Raw genomic sequence first — 22,903 nt, forward strand, 5'->3', positions numbered from 1 at the left:
CGCGCCGTCCGGGCTCTGTTGACGTGTACGCATTCAGCTGTATGGTCTAGTCCAAGGAAATGCGGCCCCAGCCGTTCCGCTCCTGCCTTCCTGCGGTCGGTGACGGGTTCATTTCGTCGTCCCTTCGCGCCTCTTGGCCCCACAACTCGAAGCGGCCGACCCGCCGAATTCCGGGTTCCCCCACGGCTCATTCGCGCGGGAAGACCTGATGTGAAGGAGAACGCATGCACGCGAAAAGAAAGCTGGCCGCCGTCATCGGCGCCGCAGTCGCCCCACTCATCGCGGTAAGCCTCCCGTCGGGTGCCGCAAGCGCCCACGGCTATATCTCCAGCCCGCCCAGCAGGCAGGCGCAGTGTGCCGCGGGAACGGTCAGCTGCGGTGACATCAAGTACGAACCGCAGAGCGTGGAAGGCCCCAAGGGGCTGTCCAGTTGCAGCGCCGGCATCTCACGCTTCTCCGACCTGGACGACGACTCCAAGGGCTGGACCGTGACGAACGTGGGCAGCACGGCCACCTTCACGTGGACGTACACCGCCCGGCACGCCACCAGCGACTGGACCTACTACGTGGGCGGCCAGAAGATCGGCAGCTTCAGCGGTGGCGGCGTCCAGCCCGGCCAGACCACCTCTCACCAGCTGAACTTCGGCAGCCTGCGCGGTCACCAGAAGGTCCTCGCGGTCTGGAACATCTCGGACACCGCGAACGCCTTCTACAGCTGCGTCGACGTGAACATCGGCTGACGCACCACCCCATGCGCCGGACCGGGTGGTGCGCCCGGTCCGGCCGTCAAGCACCACCCAACCCCCCCACGCTCACCCCCCACCACCCCCCACACATGCCGTCCGCAGCACGACGGCAGGCAGGAGCGATCCATGCGCAGGCGCACCCTCGGGCTGCTGAGCGCGGCCGCATCCGCGGCGGCGCTCTCGGCGTTGACGCTGGTACCGGCGGCATCGGCGCAGCAGACCGGCGCGGATGCCTTCGTCGTCAGCGAAGCGCAGTTCAACAGCATGTTCCCGAGCCGGAACTCGTTTTACACCTACAGCGGTCTGACCGCGGCACTCAGCGCCTATCCGGATTTCACCCACGCCGGAAGCGAGACCGTCCAGAAGCAGGAAGCAGCGGCATTTCTGGCCAATGTCGGCCATGAAACGGGCGGCCTGGTCTATATCGTCGAGCAGAACACCGCGAATTACCCGCACTACTGTGACGCCAGCCAGCCGTACGGCTGTCCCGCCGGCGTCGACAAGTACTACGGCCGCGGCCCCATCCAGATCAGCTGGAACTTCAACTACAAGGCCGCCGGCGATGCCTTGGGGATCGATCTGCTGAACAATCCGGACCTGGTGCAGAACGACTCCGCCGTGGCCTGGAAGACCGGGCTGTGGTACTGGAACACCCAGACGGGGCCCGGCACCATGACCGCCCACAACGCCATGGTGAACGGAGCCGGGTTCGGCGAGACCATCCGCAGCATCAACGGCAGCATCGAGTGCAACGGCGGCAACCCCGGCCAGGTCCAGGACCGGATCGACAACTACACGCGGTTCGCGCAGATCCTGGGCGTCGACCCCGGCGGCAACCTCAGCTGCTGACACCGCCGGCGCGCGCAGCCTCCCACGCCTGCCTGCGCCGTGCATGCCACAGCCCCGCGAGCACCCACGGGCTCGCGGGGCTTTCGCCGCGCATCCGTCCCGGTCACCCCGGGCCGCGGCACAGCGGTATGTCCGCTCACCCGTCTCCCCCGCCTCGTCAGGCCATGGTGTGCCACGTCCTGGCGCGCCGGTGTGTCGCGCTCCCACCGGTGTGTCACGCCGTCACGTCAAGCGTGCGACACCACTCTTTAGGTGCAACAGCGACCAGTCGTCGGTGGTGCCTTCTGCGCCGCTACGGCCGCGTCCCGGTGTCACGGGCAGTACCGGAGACACGACGACGGCGCCGTGCCGCCCTCCCGATATGGGTACCATCCGGCACCAACACACCTACGTACCAACAGAGAGCGGGGACGGCATGCCGGACAGCGTTTCGGATCCCACCAACCTCAAGGCCCAGTACGCCGCTCAGGTCGCCACAGACCTGGAGAACAACGCCAAGGAGCAGGAACGTATCGGCTCGGACATCGCCGCGCTGCAACGCCAGCTGGAGGAGCTGGAGCGCGATCATGCCCTGCTCCTGAGCATGCAACAGGCCCTCGCCACCGAGCCGCCGGTGGCCCCGGACGCCCCCGCGGGCGACGGCCCGGTCTCGAAGGCCCGGCTGCCGCGGGCGCGCCGCCCCAAGGACGCCTCGCCCGAGCGGGGCGGACGCCCCACCAAGAGCGCACGTCGGGCCCCGGAGAGCCGCCAGGTCAAGGGGGCGGCCACGGCACGTCCCGCACGGGGGCGCGGCGCACGCGGCAGGGCCGGCGGTCCCACCCTGCGGGAGGTCGTCAGCCAACTGCTCTCCGGCCACCACGAACCGCGTTCCGCCGCCGAAGTCACCAGCGCACTCGCCCAGTCCCACCCCGAGCGCAAGGTCAGCCCCACCGTCGTCCGCAACACCCTCGAAGCGCTGGTCGCCAAGGGGCAGGCGCACCGTTCCAAGCAGCAGAACTCGGTGTTCTACACGGCGACGGAGGCCACGCCGGTCGGGCCGGAAGGGGACACCGACCGGGGCACCGGCGAGCAGGCCGGGGCGCCGGGCGAGGCGTCCGGGGCCTGACCGCCCCGGCGTGCACGTGGGGCGTGCACGCCGGGCGCACCGGCAGGAGTCGGCGGCCGAACGGGACCGTAGGCGGTTCCGCGGTGGTGCGGTCGGTGGCCGTGGTCCCCAGCGCTACGCAGGAGCCAGGAAGGCGGCCCAGCCGCCCTCCGGCTTCTCGCCGACGTCTAGGGAGCACAGCCGGGCGAGGACAGCGGGCTCCTGGACGTCGAGCCAGTCGCAGAACTGCCGGAAGGAGACCATCCGCACCTCTGCCTGATCGGCCATCCGCTTGAGGGCCTCCTCGACGGCGTCCATGTAGATGCCGCCGTTCCACTCTTCGAAATGATTGCCGATGAAGTACGGGGCGCGGTTGGTCCGGTAGGCACGTTCGAAGCCGGCGAGATAGGCCTGGGTGGCCTGCTCGCGCCAGTCGGGGTAGTTGGCCGCGGGGGCGTTCGTGGAGTTGACGGACTGGTTGGCGAGCATGTTGTAGTCCATGGACAGCACCTCGAAGGTGTGCCCCGGGAAGGGGATGGATTGCAGGGGCAGGTCCCACAGCCCCTGCTTGCGGACCGGCCAGCGCTGCTCGCCGCCGGGCGAGGAGGCGTCGTAGCGCCAGCCCAGCTCGCGTGCCGTGGGCAGCAGGTTCTCCTGACCCAGCAGGCACGGTGTGCGGCCTCCGACGAGTTCCCGGGTGTAGTCGAAGGGCAGCGGCTCCTCGGCCTTCCAGCCGGTGGCGGTGCGCCAGGACGTGACGAAGGTGTGCGCCTGCTCGATCTCGCTGCGCCACTGCTCGGGCGTCCACAGCTCCACGGAGCCGGGCCCCGAGCAGAAGTGCCCGTTGAAGTGGGTGCCGATCTCGTGCCCCTCGAGCCAGGCCCGTCGCACGCACTGCAAGGTCTGGCGCAGATGGGCGTCGGTGAGGAAGTCGATGTCGGAGGAGCCGACCGGGTTGTTCGGCGGCCGGTAGTGCGTTCTGTGCGCCTCGGGCAGCAGGTAGAGGCCCGACAGGAAGAACGTCATACGGGCGTCGTGGTCGCGGGCGAGCTTGAGGAACCGGGCGAAGAGGCCGGTGCCGACCTCGCCGGCACCGTCCCAGGAGAACACCACGAACTGCGGCGGCCGCTGCCCCGGTTCCAGGGCGACGGGCGTGGCCGGCTGCCGCGGCTGGGTGCCGGTGTACGCGGTGGAGCCGTCGCCGATCGGCCGCATGACGTTCTTCTGCGGCGCGTCCGCACCGGGTGCCGCCGTGCGATGCGGCCGCCGGGCCCGCGGCCGCTGCGGTGCACCACACGCGGAGAGCCCCACTGCCCCCAGTCCCCACCCCACCGCCTGTCTCCGGCTGATCTCGCTCACTGGCATCACAATCCATGGCCTGAACGGACACGTTGCATGTCGGTTACACCGACAGATACACATTATGTCCGATAAGCACATAAATAGGACATCCAGCACGGAGCGCCGGGCAAAGAGCACACCAAAGAGGTCCGGCTCCGATGCGGCGGACACCCGAGGGGTCGACGGGTCGCTCGACGGCCGAGGAACGCGGACATGCGTAGGCGCCACGGCTCTGCGGGCCGTGGCGCCTACGGACTTACGAGGTGTCAGGACGCTTGGCGCCTCCCGACGGACGGGGTCCCCGAACGGGCACTCCCCTGGCGGATACGGGCGCCCCCTTCGGGGGACACACGCACCGCCTTACGGGTACGACGTCACGTTCGACGGCACGGTGTCCGTTCCGGACGTCGCCGCACCGGTGTCGTTGATGACATGGGCGTACTGGCCCTTGCCGCCGAGCGAGATCACCATGATGTCGTGGAACTTCACCCCGGACTTGTTCGGTGCCTCGAAACCATGGTCCTGGATGATGGACGGGTCAGCGGTGTAGTTGCAGTAGCTGCCCATCCCCCAGCCCTCGTGGCTGTTGACCGAGTCGGCGACCTTGTAGGCGGCGAAGCCCCTGATGGAGCCGTTCTGGATGGCTGCCTGGTTGGGGGCGTCGTAGGCCTTCTCGTTCTGGAAGAAGATCGTCCGACCGCTCTCGCCGTTCCACTGCACGTCGTACTTGTTGAAGTGTTCGACGAACAGCCCGGTGGCGAGGACGTCGTCGCCGTTGACCACCAGGCCGTAGTCGGCACGGTTGGTGTCCCAGCCGACACCGTCACCGTGGTCGGCGCGCCACAGCCAGGTGTGGTCGATGATGGTGTCATCGCTGTTGATCGTCATCGCGGTGGTGACCTGACCGGCGCCGGCACCGCCCACCCGGGCGAAGACGTCCTGGACCGACGTCGGGTTGGCCGAGTGGTCGGCGGAGGAACCGGGCGGGCCCACCTCCAGCAGCTCGTCGGACCTGGTCGAGCCCGCGTCCAGCAGGAAGCCGGCGAGCTTCACCCCGTCGACGTCCGCCACCTTCATGGCGGTCACACCGTTGTCCGGCTCCAGGGTGGCGTAGCCGAGCCCGAGCACCACCGTGTTGGCACGGTTGACGTCGATCGTCTGGTCCAGGTGGTAGACGCCCGGCGTGAACAGCAGGTTCAGGCCCTGGCTGAGCGCCTGGTTGATGGTCGCCGCAGAGTCACCCGGGTGGGCGACGTAGAACTGGTCCAGCCCGATCGAGTCTCCCGCCGGGTTCCCGTTCGCCCAGGTCACGCCCTGTGCGTTGGTGCGCTTCGCGGGCACGAACACCTTGTAGGTGCTGCCGTCGAGGTACAGGAACGGCTTCTCGCGCGAGACGGGGGTGGTGCCGAGGGTGGTGTACGGCGGGTTGGGGAAGCTCTGGCCCGGGGCGCCCTGCACCCCGGAGAAGACCATGTTCCACACGGCGTTCTTCCAGCCGCCGACCGAGCTGTCCCGCGTGTACCACTGCTGCTGCGAGTACGGACCCACGTCACCGTCGATCTTGCTGTCGGCGATGTAGCCACCGCTCGCCCAGCCGTACCCGTTCGGGGCGAGGTTCAGCCCGCCCTTGATGTGCATCCGGCGGAACGGAGCGGCCTGCGCGACCGCCCACCGGTCCTCGCCGCTGACCGGGGTGAGCGCGAGGTTCTCGGCGCTGCGCCAGAAGTTCTGCGTCGCATTGCCGTTGAACCATCCGGCGTCGACCGTCACATCGCCGTTGATCTGGGTGGAGTCCGGCGACAGGCCGAGGCCCGAGATGGAGGTGTAGAAACCGAGCTGCGCGTTGAGGCCGTTGTAGGTGCCCGGCTTGAAGAGCAGCTGGTAGCGCCCCTCGCCGAACTGGGCCGACTCCTGCTTGTGGAAGATGTCGTCCAGGGTGCCCTGGATGTTCGACGTCGACGGGTCGAAGACGATGACGTTGGGGCCGAGGTCGCCACCGCCCGCCAGCGGGGCCGCCTGCGCGGTGCCCGGCACCAGGCTCGGGACCAGCGCCAGCAGGCCGGCGGCCAGCGCCCCCGTGACCACGGCGGTCACCGAGGCACGCCGGCGGCGATGCGTCTTCGGACGTGCTTCGCCCGGTTCTTGGGCCGGGTTGCGTGGGGGAGAAAGCATGTCGGAGGTCTCCTGGAAGTAGACAGCTGCGGGCTGCCGCCCGAACCTGAGAGAGAGCGCTCTCAGGCGGCCAGGGGGATCGTGCGCCCGCTTCGGGTATCGCGTCAAGAGTTGTGCACGGACCACTACTCAACCCGCCATCTCCCCACCTCGAAGGCCCACGCGGGCGAACAACAGCACCGCCGTATACGCCGTTTGACACCCATGCGACTGTTGCCCGAATTCGAGAATTCATGACATCGGGAGTCGATCACGCATGATGCGATCAAGAGGTGAAGTGTCGAGGTGGGCGGGCTCGGCGACGTTCCAGATCGCCCTCACTCGTCCCGGTGTGCGCCACCGAGCCACGCGCCAAGCCTTGACAGTGGCTTACTTCACTCCTTAAATCAAGGCCACATCCGCACCCGGCCGCCGCACCCGGCCGGACGCGGACCTCTGCCAGCTGCTCATCGCCAGTTGCACCTGCCCGTCGCACACCTGTCACTTGCGCACCTGCCACGTGTACAACTGCCAGGTAGCCCCTTGACGGATGAGTTGTGTCAGATACATGACAGCAGCAGCTTTCCGGCTGCTGTGGCTGTGTAATTTCCCCCCACATCGGAAGGCAGAGTCATGGACTCTCCGCACGTCGCCCGGCGCCTACGCCTTCTCGTCGCCGGCCTCACCGCCCTCCTCGCCGTTCCCGCGCTCGCCCTCCCGGCGGCTGCTGGGACGGCCATCCCGGACAGCGGCTCGTCGGCGTCCGCTGCGCCGCTGGCCGCGTCGTTCTCGGACACCTTCGACGGAGCGGCGGGGTCGGCCGTCGACGCATCCAAGTGGGTGCAGGAGACCGGTGACAACAGCGGCAACAACCACGAGCGGCAGTACTACACCGCAGGCAACGCCAACGCCGCGCTGGACGGCCAGGGCCACCTGGTCATCACCGCGCGCAAGGAGAACCCGAACAACTACCAGTGCTGGTACGGCAGCTGCCAGTACACCTCGGCCCGGATGAACACCTCCGGCAAGTTCAGCGCCCAGTACGGGCACGTCGAGGCCCGGATGAAGATTCCGCGGGGCCAGGGCATGTGGCCGGCGTTCTGGATGCTCGGCACCGACATCGGCAGCGCCGGATGGCCCAACTGCGGCGAGATCGACATCATGGAGAACATCGGCAAGGAGCCGTCCACGGTGCACGGCACCATCCACGGCCCCGGCTACTCCGGCGCCAACGGCATCGGCGCCGCGTACAACCTGCCCGGTGGCGGAGCCTTCGCCGACGACTTCCACACCTTCGCGGTCGACTGGGCACCGGACTCGATCAAGTGGTCGGTGGACGGCAACGTCTACGAGACCCGCACCCCCGCGGACGTCGGCGGCAACCAGTGGGCGTTCAACAAGCCGTTCTTCATCATCCTCAACCTCGCGGTCGGCGGTGACTGGCCCGGCGACCCGGACGGCAGCACCTCCTTCCCGCAGCAACTCGTCGTCGACGAGGTGAAGGTCGAGACCAGCTGAATCCCGGCCCCGGGCACCTCGATCTGCCACCGTCCGGCGATCTCTCCGTCATCGCCGGACGGTCGGGGCCCGGATGCGGGGCACGCAGGCGCGTGGCACGGCCGTCGGCCGTGGTGCGCGCCTGCGTGCCGCTGTGGACGTGAGGCGGGGCCGGGTGGAACCCGACGCCGGGTGGAACCCGACCGATCATCGGCGGGTGGTGGCGGCTCCACGCTACGATGGGCGTATGCATCGTTCCTCGTGTCTGAGCTGGTGGCGCTCCTCTTAGGAGCGGCCACCCCTCGTGCACGAACCGGGCCGTTCGGACGGACGGCCCTTGTTTGGTGCCCTGGGTTCCGGGGCCGTGTCGTCCTGACGGCGACACGACCACCAGGAGACCCCATGACCACCGATCTTCCGTCGGCAGGCCCCGGCACCCGTATCGACGGCCTCCCCCTCGACCGGCCCGGCTCCGCCACGGACCCGCTCACGGATCCCACCGGAGCGCTGGCCACCCCCGCGGACCCGCTCGGGACGGCCACCGCACAGGCCCGCAGCGCGGTACTGGACACGCTGATCCACCAGGACCCGGGACGGTTCCGGGTGCTGACCGGCGACCGCCCCACGGGACGGCTGCACCTGGGCCACTACTTCGGCACCCTGCACAACCGGGTGCGTCTCCAGGACCTCGGGGTGGAGATGTTCGTACTCATCGCGGACTACCAGGTGCTGACCGATCGCGATGTGGCGGAGAACCTGACGCACCATGTCGAGGAACTCGTACTGGACTACCTGGCCATCGGTGTGGATCCGGAGCGCAGCACGATCTTCACGCACAGCGCCGTGCCCGCCCTCAACCAGTTGCTGCTGCCCTTCCTCAGTCTGGTCTCCGTGTCCGAACTGAGCCGTAACCCCACCGTCAAGGACGAGATCGCCCACGCACGGCAGTCGTCCGTCAGCGGGCTGATGTTCACCTACCCGGTCCACCAGGCAGCCGACATCCTCTTCTGCCGGGCCAACCTGGTACCGGTCGGTCAGGACCAGCTCCCCCACCTGGAACTCACCCGGACCGTCGCGCGCCGTTTCAACGACCGCTACGGCGCCGCAGCGCCGGTGTTCCCCGAGCCCGATGCGCTGCTGTCGCGGGCGCCGCTGCTGCTCGGCACGGACGGCACCAAGATGAGCAAGAGCCGGCGCAACGCCATCGCCCTGGCCGCCGACGCCGACGAGACGGCCCGGCTGCTCAAGGGCGCCAAGACGGACGCCGACCGGCACATCACCTATGACCCGGCCACCCGCCCCGAGGTGTCCTCCCTGCTGCTGCTCGCGGCCCTCTGCCTGGACCGGACCCCTGAGGAGGTCGCCGCCGACATCGGCTCCGCGGGGGCCGCAGCGCTGAAGCGGACCGTGACGGAGGCGGTCAACACGTACCTGGCCCCGATCCGGGCCCGCCGTGCCCGGTACGCACAGGACCGCGGCTACCTGAAACGGATCCTGCGGGAGGGCAACGAGCGGGCCAGAGCGGTGGCGGACGCCACCCTCGCGGAGGTGCGTGCCGCCATGAACAGCCGGTACTGAGGACACCGTGCCGCTCTGAACAGCCGCTGCCGAGGGCACCCCGGCCGCTCAGCCCCGGGGTTCCGGCGGATGCGGCGGAGGGGGCGGGGGCTTCGGGGGGTGGTGGGGGGCGTGCGGACCGGCCTCCGGCCCCGGTGGCGGCGGGGGCGGAGGTGCCGGTGGATGGGGCGGCAGGGTGGTGAGGTCGGGGGTGGTCTCGGGCCAGACCAGCAGGACCGGGCACGGGGCGTGGTCGACGACGAACCGGCCGGCCGGTCCCAGGCTGTGCGGCCCGAGCCGGGCGCGCTCCCCGTCGCGCGCCGCCACCAGCAGTCCGGCGCCCTCGGCCGCGGCCACCACCTCGCGCTCCACCCGGCCGTGCCGCTCCACGAGTGAGCAGGCACGCCCCAGCCGCTGTGCGGCGGTCTCCAGCAGGTGCTGCCCGGCCGAGGCGCCCAGGTCCTCCAGCCGTGCCCCGGGGTCACGCTCCGGAGCGCCCCGGCCGAGCAGCCCGAAGAAGGCGCCGTGCGCGACGCCCGGCACCTCGTCCGGCCGCACGTGCACCAGCACGATCTCGGCGTCCTCGGGCGCATGGATGCCGGCCGCGTCCACGCAGGCCGGCCAGGTGCCTTCCACGATCCAGACGATCACACGCACAGGAGCACCCCCCGGCACCGCAGCAGCTTCCACATCACGATCACCTCCGGATACGAACGGGAACGCCTCAGACGACGAGTAGGGACAGCCACAACGCGGGCACGGCCATGGCGAGGGCCGCGGGCACGCTGAGGGCGGCGAGCCGGGTGAACTCCCCCAGGTCGACGTCGTGGGCGTGCCGGTGGGCGATGCGTCGCCACAGCAGCGTGGCGAGCGAGCCGGCGTAGGTGAGGTTCGGTCCGATGTTCACCCCGAGCAGCGTGGCGAGCACGGCGCCGCTGCCCGCCGGGGCGGTCAGGGGCAGCAGTACCAGCACCGCCGGCAGGTTGTTGATCACATTGGCCAGCACGGCGGCCAGGCCCGCCACGGCGAACAGTTCGGCCAACCCGGTGCCGCCCGGGACGATCCCGCTGAGCGCCTCTCCGAGCCCCCGGTCGACCACGGCCTTCACCACCATGCCGAGCGCGAGCACAAAGGCCAGGAACGGCACCGCAGCGGCGCCCACCAGACCCGCCGGGGTGATCCGGCCACGGAGCAGGGCACGGGCGGCGAGCAGCGCGGCGCCGGCGGCCGCGGCCCACGCCGGTGCGAGCCCCAGCACCGAAGCGAGGACGAACCCGGCGAGCGTGCAGACCACGGTGACCAGCGCGAACAGCGGCGGTCGCGGTACGTCCGGCAGGACGTCGAGCGTGCCGCCCGCGGCCAGGTCCGTCGCGAAGAAGCGCCGCAGCACCACGTACTCGGCGGCCACCGCCAGCACCCAGGGGAGCGCCATCAGCGCGGCGAACCGGGTGAAGCTCAGTCCGGCCGCCTGGAAGGCCAGCAGGTTCGTCAGATTGGAGACCGGCAGCAGGAGCGATGCCGTGTTCGACAGGTGGGTGCAGGCGTAGACGTGCGGTTTGGGCCGGGCGCCGAGTTGGGCGGCGGTGGCGAACACCACCGGTGTCAGCAGCACCACCGTGGCGTCCAGGCTGAGCACCGCCGTGATCACGGAGGCCAGGACGAACACCGCGGCCAGCAGCCGCCTGGGACCCGCCCCCGGCCCGCGCGCCACCGACCAGCGCGCCATCACCCGCCCGCACCAGGTGAACAGCCCCTCGTCGTCGCAGAGCCTGGCGAGCACCAGCACCGCGGCCAGGAACCCGACGACCGGGGCCAGCCGGGCCACCTCCGCCCGGGCGTCGTCGAGCGGCAGCGCCCCGGTGACGAGCACGATGACGGCGGCCGGGACGGCGACGGCCGCTTCCGGCAGGCCGAACGGCCGCAGCACGGCTCCCGCCAGCACGGCCAGCAACAGCACGACGGACAGCGCTTCCAGCGTTGCGTCCACCCCGCCCGGCCTTTCTCTGCGCGCCCGTTTCCCGTGCCGCCCATCATCGCGCGGGCGGGCCCGGTGCCCCCGATCCGCCGCGCCCGGGGCAGCACGACGCCCCGCAGGGTGCGGGGCGGTGGCGTGGGGGTGCCTCGGGGGGCGCCGCCCACGCCGTCGAGGTCACCGGGGTGATCCTCTCAGGCGCGGGCGGTCTCCGAAGCAGGCGGTGGGCGGCTTCCGCCGGGACCAGCTCGCTTCCTGACGTGCCGTTGTACGACCGTCGGCGGTCCGCCGGGCCCGCGGGGGTCAGCCCGCGGTGGGGTCCGTGACCGGGATGGTGCCGGTGCGGGCCACCTCGGAGTACCAGCCGGCACTCGCCTTGGGGGTGCGTTTGCCGGTCGGGTAGTCGACGTAGACGGCGCCGAACCGCTTGCTGTAGCCGTAGCCCCACTCGAAGTTGTCCAGCAGCGACCACAGGAAGTACCCGCGCACGTCGACGCCGGCCTCGATGGCGCGGTGCACGGCCGTCAGATGGCCGTGCAGGTAGCTGATGCGGTCCGGGTCGCGCACCTCGCCGCTCGGGTCGACGTAGTCGTCGAAGGCGGCACCGTTCTCCGTGATGATCAGCGGCAGGTCGGGGAAGTCGGTGTGCAGCCGGAGCAGCAGGTCGTACATGCCACTGGGGTCCACCGCCCAGCCCATCGCGGTGGTGGCGCCCGGCGGCTGGTGGAAGGCGACCTGGTCGGCGCCCGGCCACGGGCTGTAGGCGCTCTTGCCGTGGCCGTCGGAGTTGTGGCTGGCCTCTTCGGAGGCGGCCGAGACCAGCGTGGGCGAGTAGTAGTTGACGCCGAGGAAGTCCAGCGGCTGCTTGGCGAGCGCCGCGTCGCCGTCGCGCACGAAGGACCAGTCGGTCAGGTGGGCGGTGTCCCGCAGCAGGTCGGCCGGGTACTCGCCGTGCAGCAGGGGGCCGGTGAAGACCCGGTTGGCCACCGCGTCGATGCGGCGCGCGGCGTCCCGGTCGGCGGCGGAGTCGGTCAGGGGCCGCACGTGGTGGACGTTGAGGGTGATCGAGGTCCGGGCGTCCGAGGGCAGGGCGGCGCGCAGCGCCTGGACGGCCTTGCCGTGCGCGAGGTTGAGGTGGTGCGCGGCCCGCAGCGCGGCCACCTGGTCGGTGCGGCCGGGTGCGTGCACACCGGAGCCGTAGCCGAGGAAGGCGCTGCACCACGGTTCGTTGAGCGTCGTCCAGGTCTGCACCCGGTCCCCGAGTGCGTCGGCGGCCAGGGTCGCGTACTCGGCGAACCGGTCGGCGGTGCGGCGCTCCGGCCAACCGCCGGCGTCCTCGAGTTCCTGCGGCAGGTCCCAGTGGTAGAGGGTGGCGACCGGCTGGATGCCCTTCTCCAGCAGCTCGTCGACGAGCCGCCGGTAGAAGTCGAGGCCCTTCTGGACGGCCGGGCCGCGGCCGGTCGGCTGGATGCGCGGCCAGGACAGCGAGAACCGGTAGGCGCCGACCCCGAGGTCGGCCATGAGGGCGACGTCCTCGCGCCAGCGGTGGTAGTGGTCGCAGGCGACGTCGCCGGTGTCGCCGTTCCGCACCTTGCCGGGGGTGTGGGAGTAGGTGTCCCAGATGGACGGGGTGCGGCCGTCGAGCGTGGCCGCGCCCTCGATCTGGTAGGCGGCGGTCGCGGTACCCCACGTGAACCCCGTCGGGAAGACGCGGGCGGCGGAGGCGGCCGGCTCGGGCTCGGCTTGTCGGGTTGCGGTGGTCACAGGGGGTCCTTCCGGTGATTCGTCCGCCGTGCGGTGGACGGGTGGTTCTGGTCGCGGGCGGCGGTGACGGGGCGGGCTCGGTCAGCCCTTGACGGCACCCTGCATGATGCCGCCGACGATCTGCCGTCCGAAGACGACGAACAGCGCCAGCAGCGGCAGGGTTCCCAGCAGGGCACCCGCCATGATCAGCGAGTCGTCGCGGATGTAACCCTCGCTGAGCCGGGTGAGCGCGACAGGCACGGTGGGGTTCTGCATGTCCAGTGCAATGTACGGCCAGAAGAAATCGTTCCAGGCATGCACGAAGGTGATCATGAACAGCACGGCCATGGCAGGCCGCGCCACCGGCAGCACGATACTGACGAAGATCCGCAGCGAGTGCGCGCCGTCCACCCGGCCCGCCTCGACCAGTTCGTCCGGCAGCGCCTCGGCCAGGTACTGCCGCATGAAGAACACGCCGACCGCGCTGACCAGCGTGGGAAAGATGACGGCGGGCAGTTGCTGGCTCCAGCCGAGCTGGGTCATCAGCATGAACAGCGGGACGACACCCAGCTGCGGCGGCACCATCATGGTGCCGATGACCAGCATCAGCAGGATGTTGCGGCCCTTGAAGCGCAGTTTGGCGAAGGCGAACCCGGCGAGGGTGGCGAAGAGCACGGTGGACAGGGCGATGCAGCCGGCCACGATCAGGCTGTTGGCCATGGCCCTGCCGAGGGCGGCGTCACGCCACGCCTTGCCGAGGTTGTCCAGCAGGTGCGGTCCCGGCAGGAACGGCGGGGGCGTCCGGGTGACCCGGCTGTTGTCGCTGGAGGCGGCCACCATCGTCCAGTACAGCGGGAAGAGCGAGACGACGGTAGCCAGCCCGATCAGGACGTAGGCGAGCGGTCCGGCGTGGTGCTGGCGGCCGGCGCGCGGCCGCAGTCGCAGCCGCGTCCGGCGTCCGGCCGCGCCCTTCGTGTCCGGGCGGGAGCGCAGCGGCAGGCTGTCAGTGGTCATCGGGTGCGCTTCCTTCCGCGCCGGGCGAGCAGGAAGGCGATGAGGCGCTGCCCCGCGAAAACCACCACGAGCAGCAGGAACATCGCCCAGGCGATGGTGGCGGCCCGGCCCATCTGGTAGTTCTTCCAGCCCTCCTCGTACAGCAACAGGCCGAGCGTCTGGTACTGGTTGTCCTCGCCGCCGGTGATGCCGTTGGGGCCCTGGCCGAAGATCAGTGGTTCACCGAAGAGTTGGGTGGCGCCGATGGTGGAGAGCACGATCGTGAAGACGATGGTGGCGCGGATGCCGGGGATCGTCACCGTGCGGAACTGCGTCCAGCGGGAGGCGCCGTCGATGGCCGCGGCCTCGTAGCGCTCCAGCGGCACCGCCTGCATGGCGGCGAGGTACAGCAGGGCGTTGTAGCCGGTCCAGCGCCAGATCACGATCGACGAGACGGCCGCCTGCGCCGCCCACTTGTTGCTCTCCCAGTCCAGCGGGTCGATGCCGACCAGGCTCAACACCCAGTTGATCATCCCGAAGTCGCGGTTGAAGAGCATGGTGAACACCAGCGCCGCCGCACCCACCGAGGTGGCGTACGGCGTGAGCGCGGCCACCCGGAAGAAGGCGGCGCCGCGCATCCGGTAGTTGAGCAGGTGCGCCAGGCCGAGCGCCATCAGCAGCTGGGGAACGGTCGAGATCACACCGATGGTGAAGGTGTTGACCAGCGCGTTCCAGAACCGGTCGTCGTGCCACAGCTCCACGTAGTTGTGGAAGCCGACGAAGTCCATCATGGTCAGCGTGGACAGCTCGACGTGGTGCAGGGAGATCCAGCAGGTGTACAGCAGCGGGTAGAGGCTGAAGGCGGCGAAGACGATGAAGAACGGGGCGACGTACGCGTAGGGCGCGCCGCGTAGATCGAGACGGTGCAGCAGCACGCCACGGCGGGCCCGCAACGGTGCTCGGCCGCCGCCGGGCGGGGCGGCGGCCGGGGCCGGGGTGCCGGCCGGGGGTGCAGGGGTGGACGCAGCCACCTTCTGGCTCCTTCCGGGGCTTGGGCGTGTGATCAGCGGGGCGCCGCAGGACCGGCTCCGCGTCCGGCACTTTCGGTCCCGGTCGGCGCCCACCCGACCGAGGCCCGGGCCGGCTCCGGCGTGGAGCCGGCCCGGGGGCGGCCTGGCGTCGGCCTGGATCCGGTCCTGCGGATCCGGGCCGCCCCCGGCGTTTCGGACGCCGGAGGCGCCGGGGTGCGTGCGGTGGCCACGGGCCGGACCGCGGGGAAGCGGGCGGGCGCGGCGCCCGGGTGGCTAGCCGACGGCCTTCTGGATGCGCTCGTCGGTGTTGTCCCAGGCCTTGTCGGGGTCGGTGTGCTGCGACTCGATCTGCTGGATGCCCTGGGAGAAGATGTCCTTGATCGTGCCGTCCTTGCGGCCGAGCACCTGATGGTCCGGAATCGCCTCGGCCGCGGCGGAGAAGATCTTCCCGATGGGCGCGCCGGCGAAGTAGTCGGACGTGGCGTTCTTGACCTCGGGCGAGTCCAGGGCGGTCTGCGACGAGGGGAAGTTGCCCAGCTTCTTGAACAGGAACTGCTGCTGCTCGGGCGCCGTCAGCCAGGCGACCAGCTTCTTCGCCTCCTCCTTGACAGGGCTCGCCTCGGTCACGCCGAGGAAGGAACCGCCCCAGTTGGCGGTCTTCGGTGCCTTGGCGACATCCCACTTGCCCTTGTTCTGCGGGCCGGCCTTCTCGGTGATGTGGGCGAGCATCCAGGCGGGGCAGGTGGTGGCGGCGAAGGTGCCGTTGGCCAGGCCGGGGTCCCAGCCGGGCTGGTACTGCCGCAGCTTGGCGGTGAGCCCGCTGGTGGCCGTGCGCGCGGCGAGTTTCCAGGCGGCCTTGACGGTGGGGCTGGTCTTGTAGATCAGGTCGCCCTTGGCGTTGTAGAACTGCTCGGGATCGCCGTAGATCATCGCGTTGAACAGGGCGGTGGCGCTGTCCACGTAGGCCACCTTGGGGTTCTTGTTGTGGGCCTTGAAGTCGTCGCCGACGTCGACGAACTTCTTCCAGTCGCCCGCCCACAGCCGGCCCACCTCGTCGCGGTCGGTGGGCAGTCCGGCCGCCTTGAAGAGGTCCTTGCGGTAGCACACGGCGAGCGGGCCGATGTCCGTGCCGAGCCCGAGGACCTTGCCGTCCTTGGTGGTGATCTGGCCTTCCTTCCACGGCAGGAAGTGATCGATGTCCGCCCCGTGGGAGAGGTCGACGAACTTGTCCGCCTGGGTCTCGACGATCTCCTTGGCGCGGCCCACCTCGATGCCCTGGATGTCCTTCAGGCCGCTGCCGGCGGCCAGGTGGGTCTGTAGCGCGGTGTAGTACGTCTGCTCGTCACCGGCCACGTCTGCCTTGATCTTGATGTTCGGGTGCTCCTGCATGTACTTCTCGAGGAGCCCGGTCTCCTTGAAGCCCATCACGCCGAACAGGCCCATGGTGATGGTGGTCTTGCCGTCCTTCGTGCCGCCTCCGGTGCCGGAGCTGCTGCCGCTGCATCCCGCGACGAGTGTCAGGGTGGCCAGGGCCGCCACCATGGCGGCGAGTCTGCTGCTCAACGTGCGGCGGTGTATGCCCATCGGGTCCTCCTGAACGGCGACGCTGACGCGCTTCGGTTAGGGCCCGGCCAACCTGTGTCGGTTGGCTCGAACGGTGCAGTGGGTACGTTCCCAACGGAAACCGCGATAACGTTGGGAACGTTCCCAATGGATGCTGGAAGACTGACTTGCAAACGTCGGACCTGTCAAGGACGAGGGGCGCACTTCCGGCCGGGTACCGCTTGTGCCGGCACCGGCCGGCCCGGCGGGCGGCCCGCGCCTCTCTGGCACAATCGCAGGTGACATGGGGTCAAGTGGGACTGGCATGGAAGGGCAGGGCATGACGGACAGGCGGCGGCCGACCATCAAGACGGTGGCCGCGCGCGCCGGCGTCGGGCGCACCACGGTGTCCCGCGTGATCAATGGTTCGGATCTGGTCAGCGACACGGCCCGTGCAGCGGTCCTCGCGGCCATCGACGAGCTGGGCTACGTGCCGAACTCGGTGGCCCGTGGCCTGGTCACCAGCCGGACGGACGCCGTTGCGCTGGTCATCCCGGAGTCGGAGAGCCGGCTGGGCTCGGAGCCGTACTTCTCGGCCGTCATCCGCGGTGTCAGCACCGCGCTCGCCACCACCAGGACACAGCTCCAGCTGGTCCTCGTGCGCGACCAGGCCGAGTTGGACCAGCTGACCGCGTCCGTCGCGGCCCGCCGGGTGGACGGTGTCCTCCTGGTGTCCGTGCACGCCGACGATCCGTTGCCGGCCCTGCTGGAGGGCATGGGACTGCCGACCGTGCTGGCCGGGCGGCGCTCCTCGCACGAGTCGCTCAGCCATGTGCACTCCGACAACGCCGGGGGCGCCGCCGCCGCGGTGTCCCATCTGCTGGCGCGCGGGCGCCGCACGATCGCGACCATCGCGGGCCCGCAGGACATGGACGTCGGCCGCAGCAGGCTGAGCGGTTGGCGCGCCGCGCTGACCGCTGCCGGCCGCCCGCACACCGGCCCCCTGGTGGCCGTCTCCGACTTCACCGAGGAGGGCGGCGAGCGCGCCATGCGCACCCTGCTGGCCCAGGTGCCGGACCTGGACGCCGTGTTCGCCGCGTCCGACGTGATGGCGGCCGGCGCCCTGCTGGAGCTGCGGCGACAGGGGCGGCGGGTGCCGGACGACGTCGCGGTGGTCGGGTTCGAGGACTCGATCATCGCCCGGCACACCAACCCGTCGTTGACGAGCGTGCGTCAGCCCGTGGAGGAGATCGGTCGCACGATCGCCGAGGTGCTGCTGACGGAGATCGCGCACCCCGACGCGCCCCGCCGGCACCTGGTCCTGCCCACCGAACTGGTCGTGCGCGAGTCGTCCTGAGACCGGCGGGTGCCGCCGTCTGGGCCCCGCGGGCCCGCCCGAGGAGCCCCGAACCCTTGCCGCGGCGGTCCGGATGCGCTGGACAGGCGCGCAGGGGCGATCGTTATGCTGCCCGAAGCGTTCAAACGAACATGTGCCGGGTCGGGGCGAAGGGGCGTGCAGCATGCGGGAGACGGTCGATGTGCGGCGCCGGCGGATCCTCGCCGCCATCGAGTCCCGCGGCACGGCCCGGGTCAGCGAACTCGCCTCCGAGCTGGGCGTCTCGGTGGTCACGGTGCGGCGCGACGTCGAGGAGCTGCACCGCGCGGGCAAGATCGCCCGGGGGCACGGGGTGGCCCGTTCGATGGCGGCGGTCGACGCCCAGGCACCGGTGGCCGAGGAGCGGCCCGCGGACGGCGCCGTGGTCGCGGTGGTCGTCCCGGAGCGTCACGCCTACCTCTACGAGGCGTTGCACGGCGCGCGCTCCGTCCTGGAGGCGGCCGGCATGCGCATCGCGCTGCACATCGCGCCGCTTGCGCCTGGTGCGGAACGCCACCTGGTCGAACGGGCACTGGCGGCCGGCGCCCGCGGCCTGCTGATCGCCCCGCGGTGGCGCAGCGCCGTCGCGGAAGAGGCCGACTACGGCTGGCTCGCCGCGATGCGGGTGCCGGCCGTGCTCATGGAGCGCCGGCCGCGCCCCGGCAGCGCTCTGCACGCGCTCGACTCGGTCTGCTCCGACCACTGGTACGGCACCCATCTCGCCGTCGATCACCTGGTGTCGCTCGGGCACCGCCGGATCGTGCTGGCCGCCCGCAACGACAGCCCGACGGCCCGGGCGATCCGTGCCGCGTTCGCCCAGATCGCGGCCGCACGGCCGGAGGTGGTCGACTGGTCGGTGATGCTCAGCTCGCCCGACGCCACGCCCCGCGCGGCGGACGCGCCCGACGGGTACGGGGCGGCCGGGACGGCCGAGTGGACCGGGCCGGGCGGGGCGGCCCGGCCGTCCGCGGTGGCGGGCCCGGATGCCACGGAAAGGGTCGACGTCGGACCGGCCGGAGCGCTCGACCTCGCGGCGGTGCTGCGCGAACGGCGTGCGACCGCCGCGATCCTGCACGGTGACGTCGACGGGCTGATGTTGGTGCAGGGGCTCAGCGAGCAAGGCGTGCGGGTGCCCCGGGACTGCTCCGTGGTGACGTACGACGACGGGGTGGCCGCCCTGGGCAGTACACCGCTGACGGCCGTGGCACCGCCCAAGCCGGAGATCGGACGGGTGGCCGCCGAGCTGCTGCTGACCCGGCTCGCCGAGCAGCCGGGCCGTCCGGCACCGGTGCGCAGGATCGAGCTGCTGCCCGAGCTGAAGCAGCGCGGCTCCGCCGTCCCGCTGCGGCATGCGGTCCCTGCGGGGGCTGGAGGGAGTGGCGGGACCGAGGAGGCCGAGGGGCACGGAGACGCCGAGGGGCACGGAGAGGCCGACGCGGCGGAGGGAACCGGGCGGCGGGTCGAGGGAGCCGAGCGGGCTGGAAGTCCCGAGAGGCACCCTGCACCTGAGGGTCGGGAAGGTCACGCGGACCTGGCGGACGGCCAGACCCCCGAATGAGCGTTTGACCGTTTGAATTCTCTTCTGATCGATCTATTGACCCGGTCTGGTCAGGCGATCAGGATGCCCGTGTCCCACACCGGAGCCGCGGGAGGCCGCCATGCCCAGTCGACTGCCTGCACCGTCCGCAGTGTCCGCAGCGTCTTCTGAGGCTGCGTCCACCGCGTCCACCACATCCACCGGGCCCGCGGCGGCTCCGGATGCCGGCAGGAACCGCAGGTCGGTGCTGACCGCGTTCACCGCGTTGCCGTTGGCCGGCGCGCTGGGCGCGTGCAGCGGTGGCGGTTCGTGCGGGAGCGGGTCGGGCGGGCCCAAGCGGATCACGTTCTGGTCGGCGCTGCGCGGCAGCCAGGAGGTGGTGGACGAGTTCAACCGCACCCATCGCCATCTGAAGGTGGACTTCGAGCAGATCCCCAGCGGTGACCAGGGCGGTTACGCGAAGCTCAACAACGCGGCGCGCGCCGGCAACACCCCCGATGTGATCACCCTCGAATATCCGCAGGTGCCCGGCTTCGCCATCGACGGGGTGGCCACGGACATCAGCTCGATGGTCGACGACGCGCTGCGCGCCAAGCTGCTGCCGCAGGCGCTGGGGCTGACCACCTTCGACAAGAAGGTCTTCAGCATCCCGATCGACGTCGAGCCCATGGTGCTGTTCTACCGTCCGGACCTCTTCGAGCACTTCGGCATCGAGGTGCCGCGCACCTGGGAGGAGTTCGAGCAGGCGGCACGGGTGGTGCGGGACAAGGACCGCAACCGGCGCCTTGCGATCTTCCACACGGACGGCGGGGAGATCTTCGGCTCGTACTCCTGGCAGGCCGGCGCGCAGTGGTTCGACACCCGCGACGGCGCCTGGAACATCTCCCTTGCCGACGAGCCGACCCGCCGCGTCGCCGCGTACTGGCAGCGCCTGATCGACGAGGACCTGGTCTTCGCCAACCCCGGCAACGGCAAGCTGAGCGACGCGCAGTTGGCGAGCGGCAAGGTGCTCGCACGGCTCGCCGGCGCCTGGAACGCCGGCGCCTCGATGGCTGCCAGGCCCACCATGAAGAACCAGTGGCGCATCGCCCCGATGCCCCAGTGGGACCCGGACCACCCGGCCATCGGCACCCAGGGCGGTTCCACCTTCGCCGTCTCCAAGGACTGCCGGGACCCCGAGGCCGCGATGGAGTTCATCGTCTGGCAGGTCGCCGACCCGGGCGCGCTGCGCGCGCGGCTGACCAGCGGGGCCAGCAGCCAGTATCCGGCGATTCCCAGCCTGGTCCCGGTCGACAGGAAGGCCTTCGACCGGGCCTACTACGGCAACCAGGACATCTACCGCCTCTTCGACGACGAGGCGAAGAAGATCCGCGCCGGATGGCTCTGGGGGCCACGCATGCGGCCCACCGTCACGGTGATGCAGGACGGCTTCGCCCGCGCCGGCGGCGGCCGGGGAACCATCATCGACGCCGTGCGTGCGGCGCAGGAGGGCACGATGCCCGATCTCAGGGCGCTCGGGCTCGCCACCACCCAGCACAGCACCTGACGCCGCCCAGAGCCGGCGCAGCACGGCCGGCCACCGCACCCACAGCAGCAGAAAGGCAGGTGACACCGCCATGACCGCGACCGCTCCCCCGACCGCCGCCGACGAGCGCCCCACCCGGGCTCCGGCACGGGCCACGCACGCCACGCTCCGCACCACCCGGCGTCGCGAACTCGGCGCCTGCGGCGCCCTGATGACGCCCTTCTTCGCCCTGCTGGCGATCGTCTTCCTCATCCCGGTGGGGACCGCGATCTGGCTCAGCTTCTTCGGTGCCGACGAGCCCGGCCTCGGCTTCGGCCCGGAGCGCACCGTCTTCATCGGGCTGCGCTCCTACGCGGCAGTGCTGACCGACCCCACCTTCCTGAGCGGGCTCGGCAGCGTCGCCCTGTACTGCGTGCTGTACATCCCGCTGCTGGTGCTGTGCTCGCTGGCGCTGGCGCTGCTGCTGGACTCGGGCGTGATACGGCTGCGCGCGTGGGCGCAGCTCGGGCTCTTCCTGCCGCACGCGGTGCCCGGGATCATCGCCGCCATCATCTGGCTGTACCTGTACACGCCGGGGCTCAGCCCGGTGATCGACCTGCTGGCCGAGGGCGGCATCACGGTGGACTTCCTGGGCTTCCACGCCGTGGTGCCCTCGATCGTGAACATCGCCCTGTGGAGCAACCTCGGCTACAACATGGTGGTGTTCTACGCGGCGCTCCAGGCGGTGCCCCGTGAGGTGGTGGAGGCCTCGGTGGTCGACGGCGCAGGCCCGATGCGCTGCGCGGTGCAGATCAAGACACCGCTGATCCGGTCGTCCATCGTGATGGTGGCGATGTTCACGCTGATCTTCGCGTTGCAGCTGTTCACGGAGCCCATGCTGCTCAACCAGTCCACCCCTTCGGTCAGCGCCCGGTTCTCGCCGAGCATGTACATCTTCGACGCCGCGTTCACCCGGAACACCTACTCCATGGCGGCGGCCGCCTCCGTGGTCCTGCTGCTGTTCACGATCGTGCTGTCCTACGCCGTCACCCGCTGGACCAGCCGTGTCGACGCCCGTAAGGAGGCGGCCTGATGACCGCGACCCTGACCGCCCCGACGGCCGGTCCGTCCGGAACGCGCACCCGGGTGCTGGGCCGTGCCACCGCCAATGCGGTGGTGGGGTTGTCCGTGCTCTACACCCTGCTGCCGGTGTTGTGGCTGGTGCTGGCCACCACCAAGGACCGCGACGCGCTGTTCCGCAGCAGCCTGCTGTCCGGCGACTTCTCGCTGGTCGGCAACATCAAGGATGTCTTCGCCATGGACGACGGCATCTACGGGCGCTGGTACCTCAACAGCCTGCTGTACGCGGTGCTGGGCGCCGCGATCGGCGCGCTGGTGAGCGTGGCCTGCGGCTACGCGTTCGACAAGTACCGCTTCCGGCATAAGGAGAAGCTGTTCGGCCTGGTGCTGGCCGCGGTGATGGTGCCGCAGACCGTGCTGGCGCTGCCGCTGTACCTGATGGCGTCCGAGACCGGCCTGGTCAACACCTTCTGGGCGGTCTTCATCCCGGTGCTGTTCAACCCCTTCGGGGTCTACCTCGGGCGCATCTTCAGCCAGGGCTACGTGCCCGACGAGGTGCTGGAGGCGGCCCGGGTGGACGGTGCGGGCGAGCTGGCCACGTATGCGCGGGTGTCGCTGCGGATGCTGGCGCCGGGCCTGGTGACGGTCTTCCTCTTCCAGCTCACCGCCATCTGGAACAACTTCTTCCTGCCCATGGTGATGCTGTCCGACCAGCACCTGTACCCGGTCAGCCTGGGGCTGTTCAGCTGGAACAGCCAGGCCACCGTCACGCCCGACTACTACCCGGTGGTGATCGCCGGCTCGCTGCTCGCGGTACTGCCGCTGATCCTCGCCTTCGCCCTGTTGCAGCGCTTCTGGAAATCCGGCCTGACCGCGGGGGCGGTGAAGTAGAAAGGATCTC

Annotated in this window: 16 protein-coding genes and 2 pseudogenes; 10 read left to right on the forward strand and 8 right to left on the reverse strand. The window is 70.5% G+C overall.

The genetic code is table 11. The features are described from left to right. The first annotated feature begins 224 nt into the window (after window positions 1–224). The 3 genes from NQO67_RS05300 to NQO67_RS05310 all read left to right on the forward strand — a co-directional run bounded on the left by NQO67_RS05300 (window position 225) and on the right by NQO67_RS05310 (window position 2,700). Window positions 225–740, forward strand: coding sequence for a lytic polysaccharide monooxygenase auxiliary activity family 9 protein (locus NQO67_RS05300; RefSeq protein ID WP_255947233.1), 516 nt, complete (start codon window positions 225–227; stop codon window positions 738–740). Window positions 741–872: 132 nt separating this feature from the next. Next, window positions 873–1,595, forward strand: coding sequence for a chitinase (locus NQO67_RS05305; RefSeq protein ID WP_255947235.1), 723 nt, complete (start codon window positions 873–875; stop codon window positions 1,593–1,595). 415 nt (window positions 1,596–2,010) lie between these two features. Beyond that, a complete protein-coding gene (locus NQO67_RS05310) occupies window positions 2,011–2,700 on the forward strand; it encodes a helix-turn-helix domain-containing protein (RefSeq protein WP_255947237.1) in 690 nt (229 codons plus the stop codon). Between the two features lie 114 nt (window positions 2,701–2,814). Here NQO67_RS05310 and NQO67_RS05315 read toward each other — a convergent pair whose 3' ends face one another. Both NQO67_RS05315 and NQO67_RS05320 read right to left on the reverse strand, forming a co-directional pair. After that, a complete protein-coding gene (locus NQO67_RS05315; RefSeq protein ID WP_374118905.1) occupies window positions 2,815–3,894 on the reverse strand; it encodes a polysaccharide deacetylase family protein in 1,080 nt (359 codons plus the stop codon). A 486-nt stretch (window positions 3,895–4,380) separates the two neighbouring features. After that, window positions 4,381–6,192 carry a pectate lyase-like domain-containing protein gene (locus tag NQO67_RS05320; protein ID WP_255947241.1) on the reverse strand — a complete coding sequence of 604 codons (1,812 nt, stop codon included), beginning with the start codon at window positions 6,190–6,192 and terminating at the stop codon, window positions 4,381–4,383. Between the two features lie 612 nt (window positions 6,193–6,804). On the opposite strand from NQO67_RS05320, the pseudogene NQO67_RS05325 reads away from it, so the two are divergent. Together NQO67_RS05325 and trpS are read left to right on the forward strand one after the other, a co-directional pair. Continuing rightward, a pseudogene (locus NQO67_RS05325) lies at window positions 6,805–7,686 on the forward strand (glycoside hydrolase family 16 protein); the annotation flags it as partial. 384 nt (window positions 7,687–8,070) lie between these two features. Next, window positions 8,071–9,246: a tryptophan--tRNA ligase gene (gene trpS / locus NQO67_RS05330; protein WP_255947251.1), complete on the forward strand. Its 1,176-nt coding sequence runs from the start codon at window positions 8,071–8,073 to the stop codon at window positions 9,244–9,246. 48 nt (window positions 9,247–9,294) lie between these two features. On the opposite strand, the gene NQO67_RS05335 is transcribed toward trpS, so the two are convergent. The 6 genes from NQO67_RS05335 to NQO67_RS05360 all read right to left on the reverse strand — a co-directional run bounded on the left by NQO67_RS05335 (window position 9,295) and on the right by NQO67_RS05360 (window position 16,506). Then, window positions 9,295–9,882, reverse strand: coding sequence for a universal stress protein (locus tag NQO67_RS05335; protein WP_255947253.1), 588 nt, complete (start codon window positions 9,880–9,882; stop codon window positions 9,295–9,297). Window positions 9,883–9,949: 67 nt separating this feature from the next. Continuing rightward, window positions 9,950–11,212, reverse strand: a complete 1,263-nt coding sequence (locus NQO67_RS05340) for an SLC13 family permease (RefSeq protein WP_255947263.1) — start codon at window positions 11,210–11,212, stop codon at window positions 9,950–9,952. Between the two features lie 288 nt (window positions 11,213–11,500). Then, window positions 11,501–12,961 (reverse strand): GH1 family beta-glucosidase, encoded by a 1,461-nt coding sequence (locus tag NQO67_RS05345; RefSeq protein WP_255947269.1) that lies wholly within the window; start codon window positions 12,959–12,961, stop codon window positions 11,501–11,503. Window positions 12,962–13,042: 81 nt separating this feature from the next. Beyond that, the gene (locus NQO67_RS05350; RefSeq protein ID WP_255947270.1) at window positions 13,043–13,954 is read right to left on the reverse strand and encodes a carbohydrate ABC transporter permease; all 912 of its coding nucleotides are present in this window, start codon (window positions 13,952–13,954) and stop codon (window positions 13,043–13,045) included. Beyond that, the gene (locus NQO67_RS05355; RefSeq protein WP_374118906.1) at window positions 13,951–14,964 is read right to left on the reverse strand and encodes a carbohydrate ABC transporter permease; all 1,014 of its coding nucleotides are present in this window, start codon (window positions 14,962–14,964) and stop codon (window positions 13,951–13,953) included. Before NQO67_RS05355 ends, NQO67_RS05350 begins: the two co-directional genes overlap by 4 nt. A gap of 273 nt (window positions 14,965–15,237) precedes the next feature. Then, a complete protein-coding gene (locus tag NQO67_RS05360) occupies window positions 15,238–16,506 on the reverse strand; it encodes an ABC transporter substrate-binding protein (RefSeq protein WP_374118928.1) in 1,269 nt (422 codons plus the stop codon). A 340-nt stretch (window positions 16,507–16,846) separates the two neighbouring features. On the opposite strand from NQO67_RS05360, the gene NQO67_RS05365 reads away from it, so the two are divergent. The 5 genes and pseudogenes from NQO67_RS05365 to NQO67_RS05385 all read left to right on the forward strand — a co-directional run bounded on the left by NQO67_RS05365 (window position 16,847) and on the right by NQO67_RS05385 (window position 22,893). Continuing rightward, the gene (locus tag NQO67_RS05365) at window positions 16,847–17,863 is read left to right on the forward strand and encodes a LacI family DNA-binding transcriptional regulator (protein ID WP_255947272.1); all 1,017 of its coding nucleotides are present in this window, start codon (window positions 16,847–16,849) and stop codon (window positions 17,861–17,863) included. Window positions 17,864–18,026: 163 nt separating this feature from the next. Next, window positions 18,027–19,220 (forward strand): annotated as a pseudogene (locus NQO67_RS05370) (substrate-binding domain-containing protein); the annotation flags it as partial. Window positions 19,221–19,662: 442 nt separating this feature from the next. After that, window positions 19,663–20,964 carry an ABC transporter substrate-binding protein gene (locus NQO67_RS05375; protein ID WP_255947281.1) on the forward strand — a complete coding sequence of 434 codons (1,302 nt, stop codon included), beginning with the start codon at window positions 19,663–19,665 and terminating at the stop codon, window positions 20,962–20,964. Window positions 20,965–21,034: 70 nt separating this feature from the next. After that, window positions 21,035–22,015 carry a carbohydrate ABC transporter permease gene (locus tag NQO67_RS05380; RefSeq protein WP_255947283.1) on the forward strand — a complete coding sequence of 327 codons (981 nt, stop codon included), beginning with the start codon at window positions 21,035–21,037 and terminating at the stop codon, window positions 22,013–22,015. After that, on the forward strand, window positions 22,015–22,893 hold the full coding sequence (locus tag NQO67_RS05385; RefSeq protein ID WP_255947285.1) for a carbohydrate ABC transporter permease: 879 nt from the start codon (window positions 22,015–22,017) through the stop codon (window positions 22,891–22,893). The genes NQO67_RS05380 and NQO67_RS05385 overlap by 1 nt, the downstream gene beginning before the upstream one ends. Window positions 22,894–22,903: the final 10 nt, after the last annotated feature.

Origin of the sequence: Streptomyces odontomachi, assembly GCF_024435355.1 — a bacterium.
Classification (GTDB): Bacteria; Actinomycetota; Actinomycetes; order Streptomycetales; family Streptomycetaceae; genus Streptomyces; species Streptomyces odontomachi.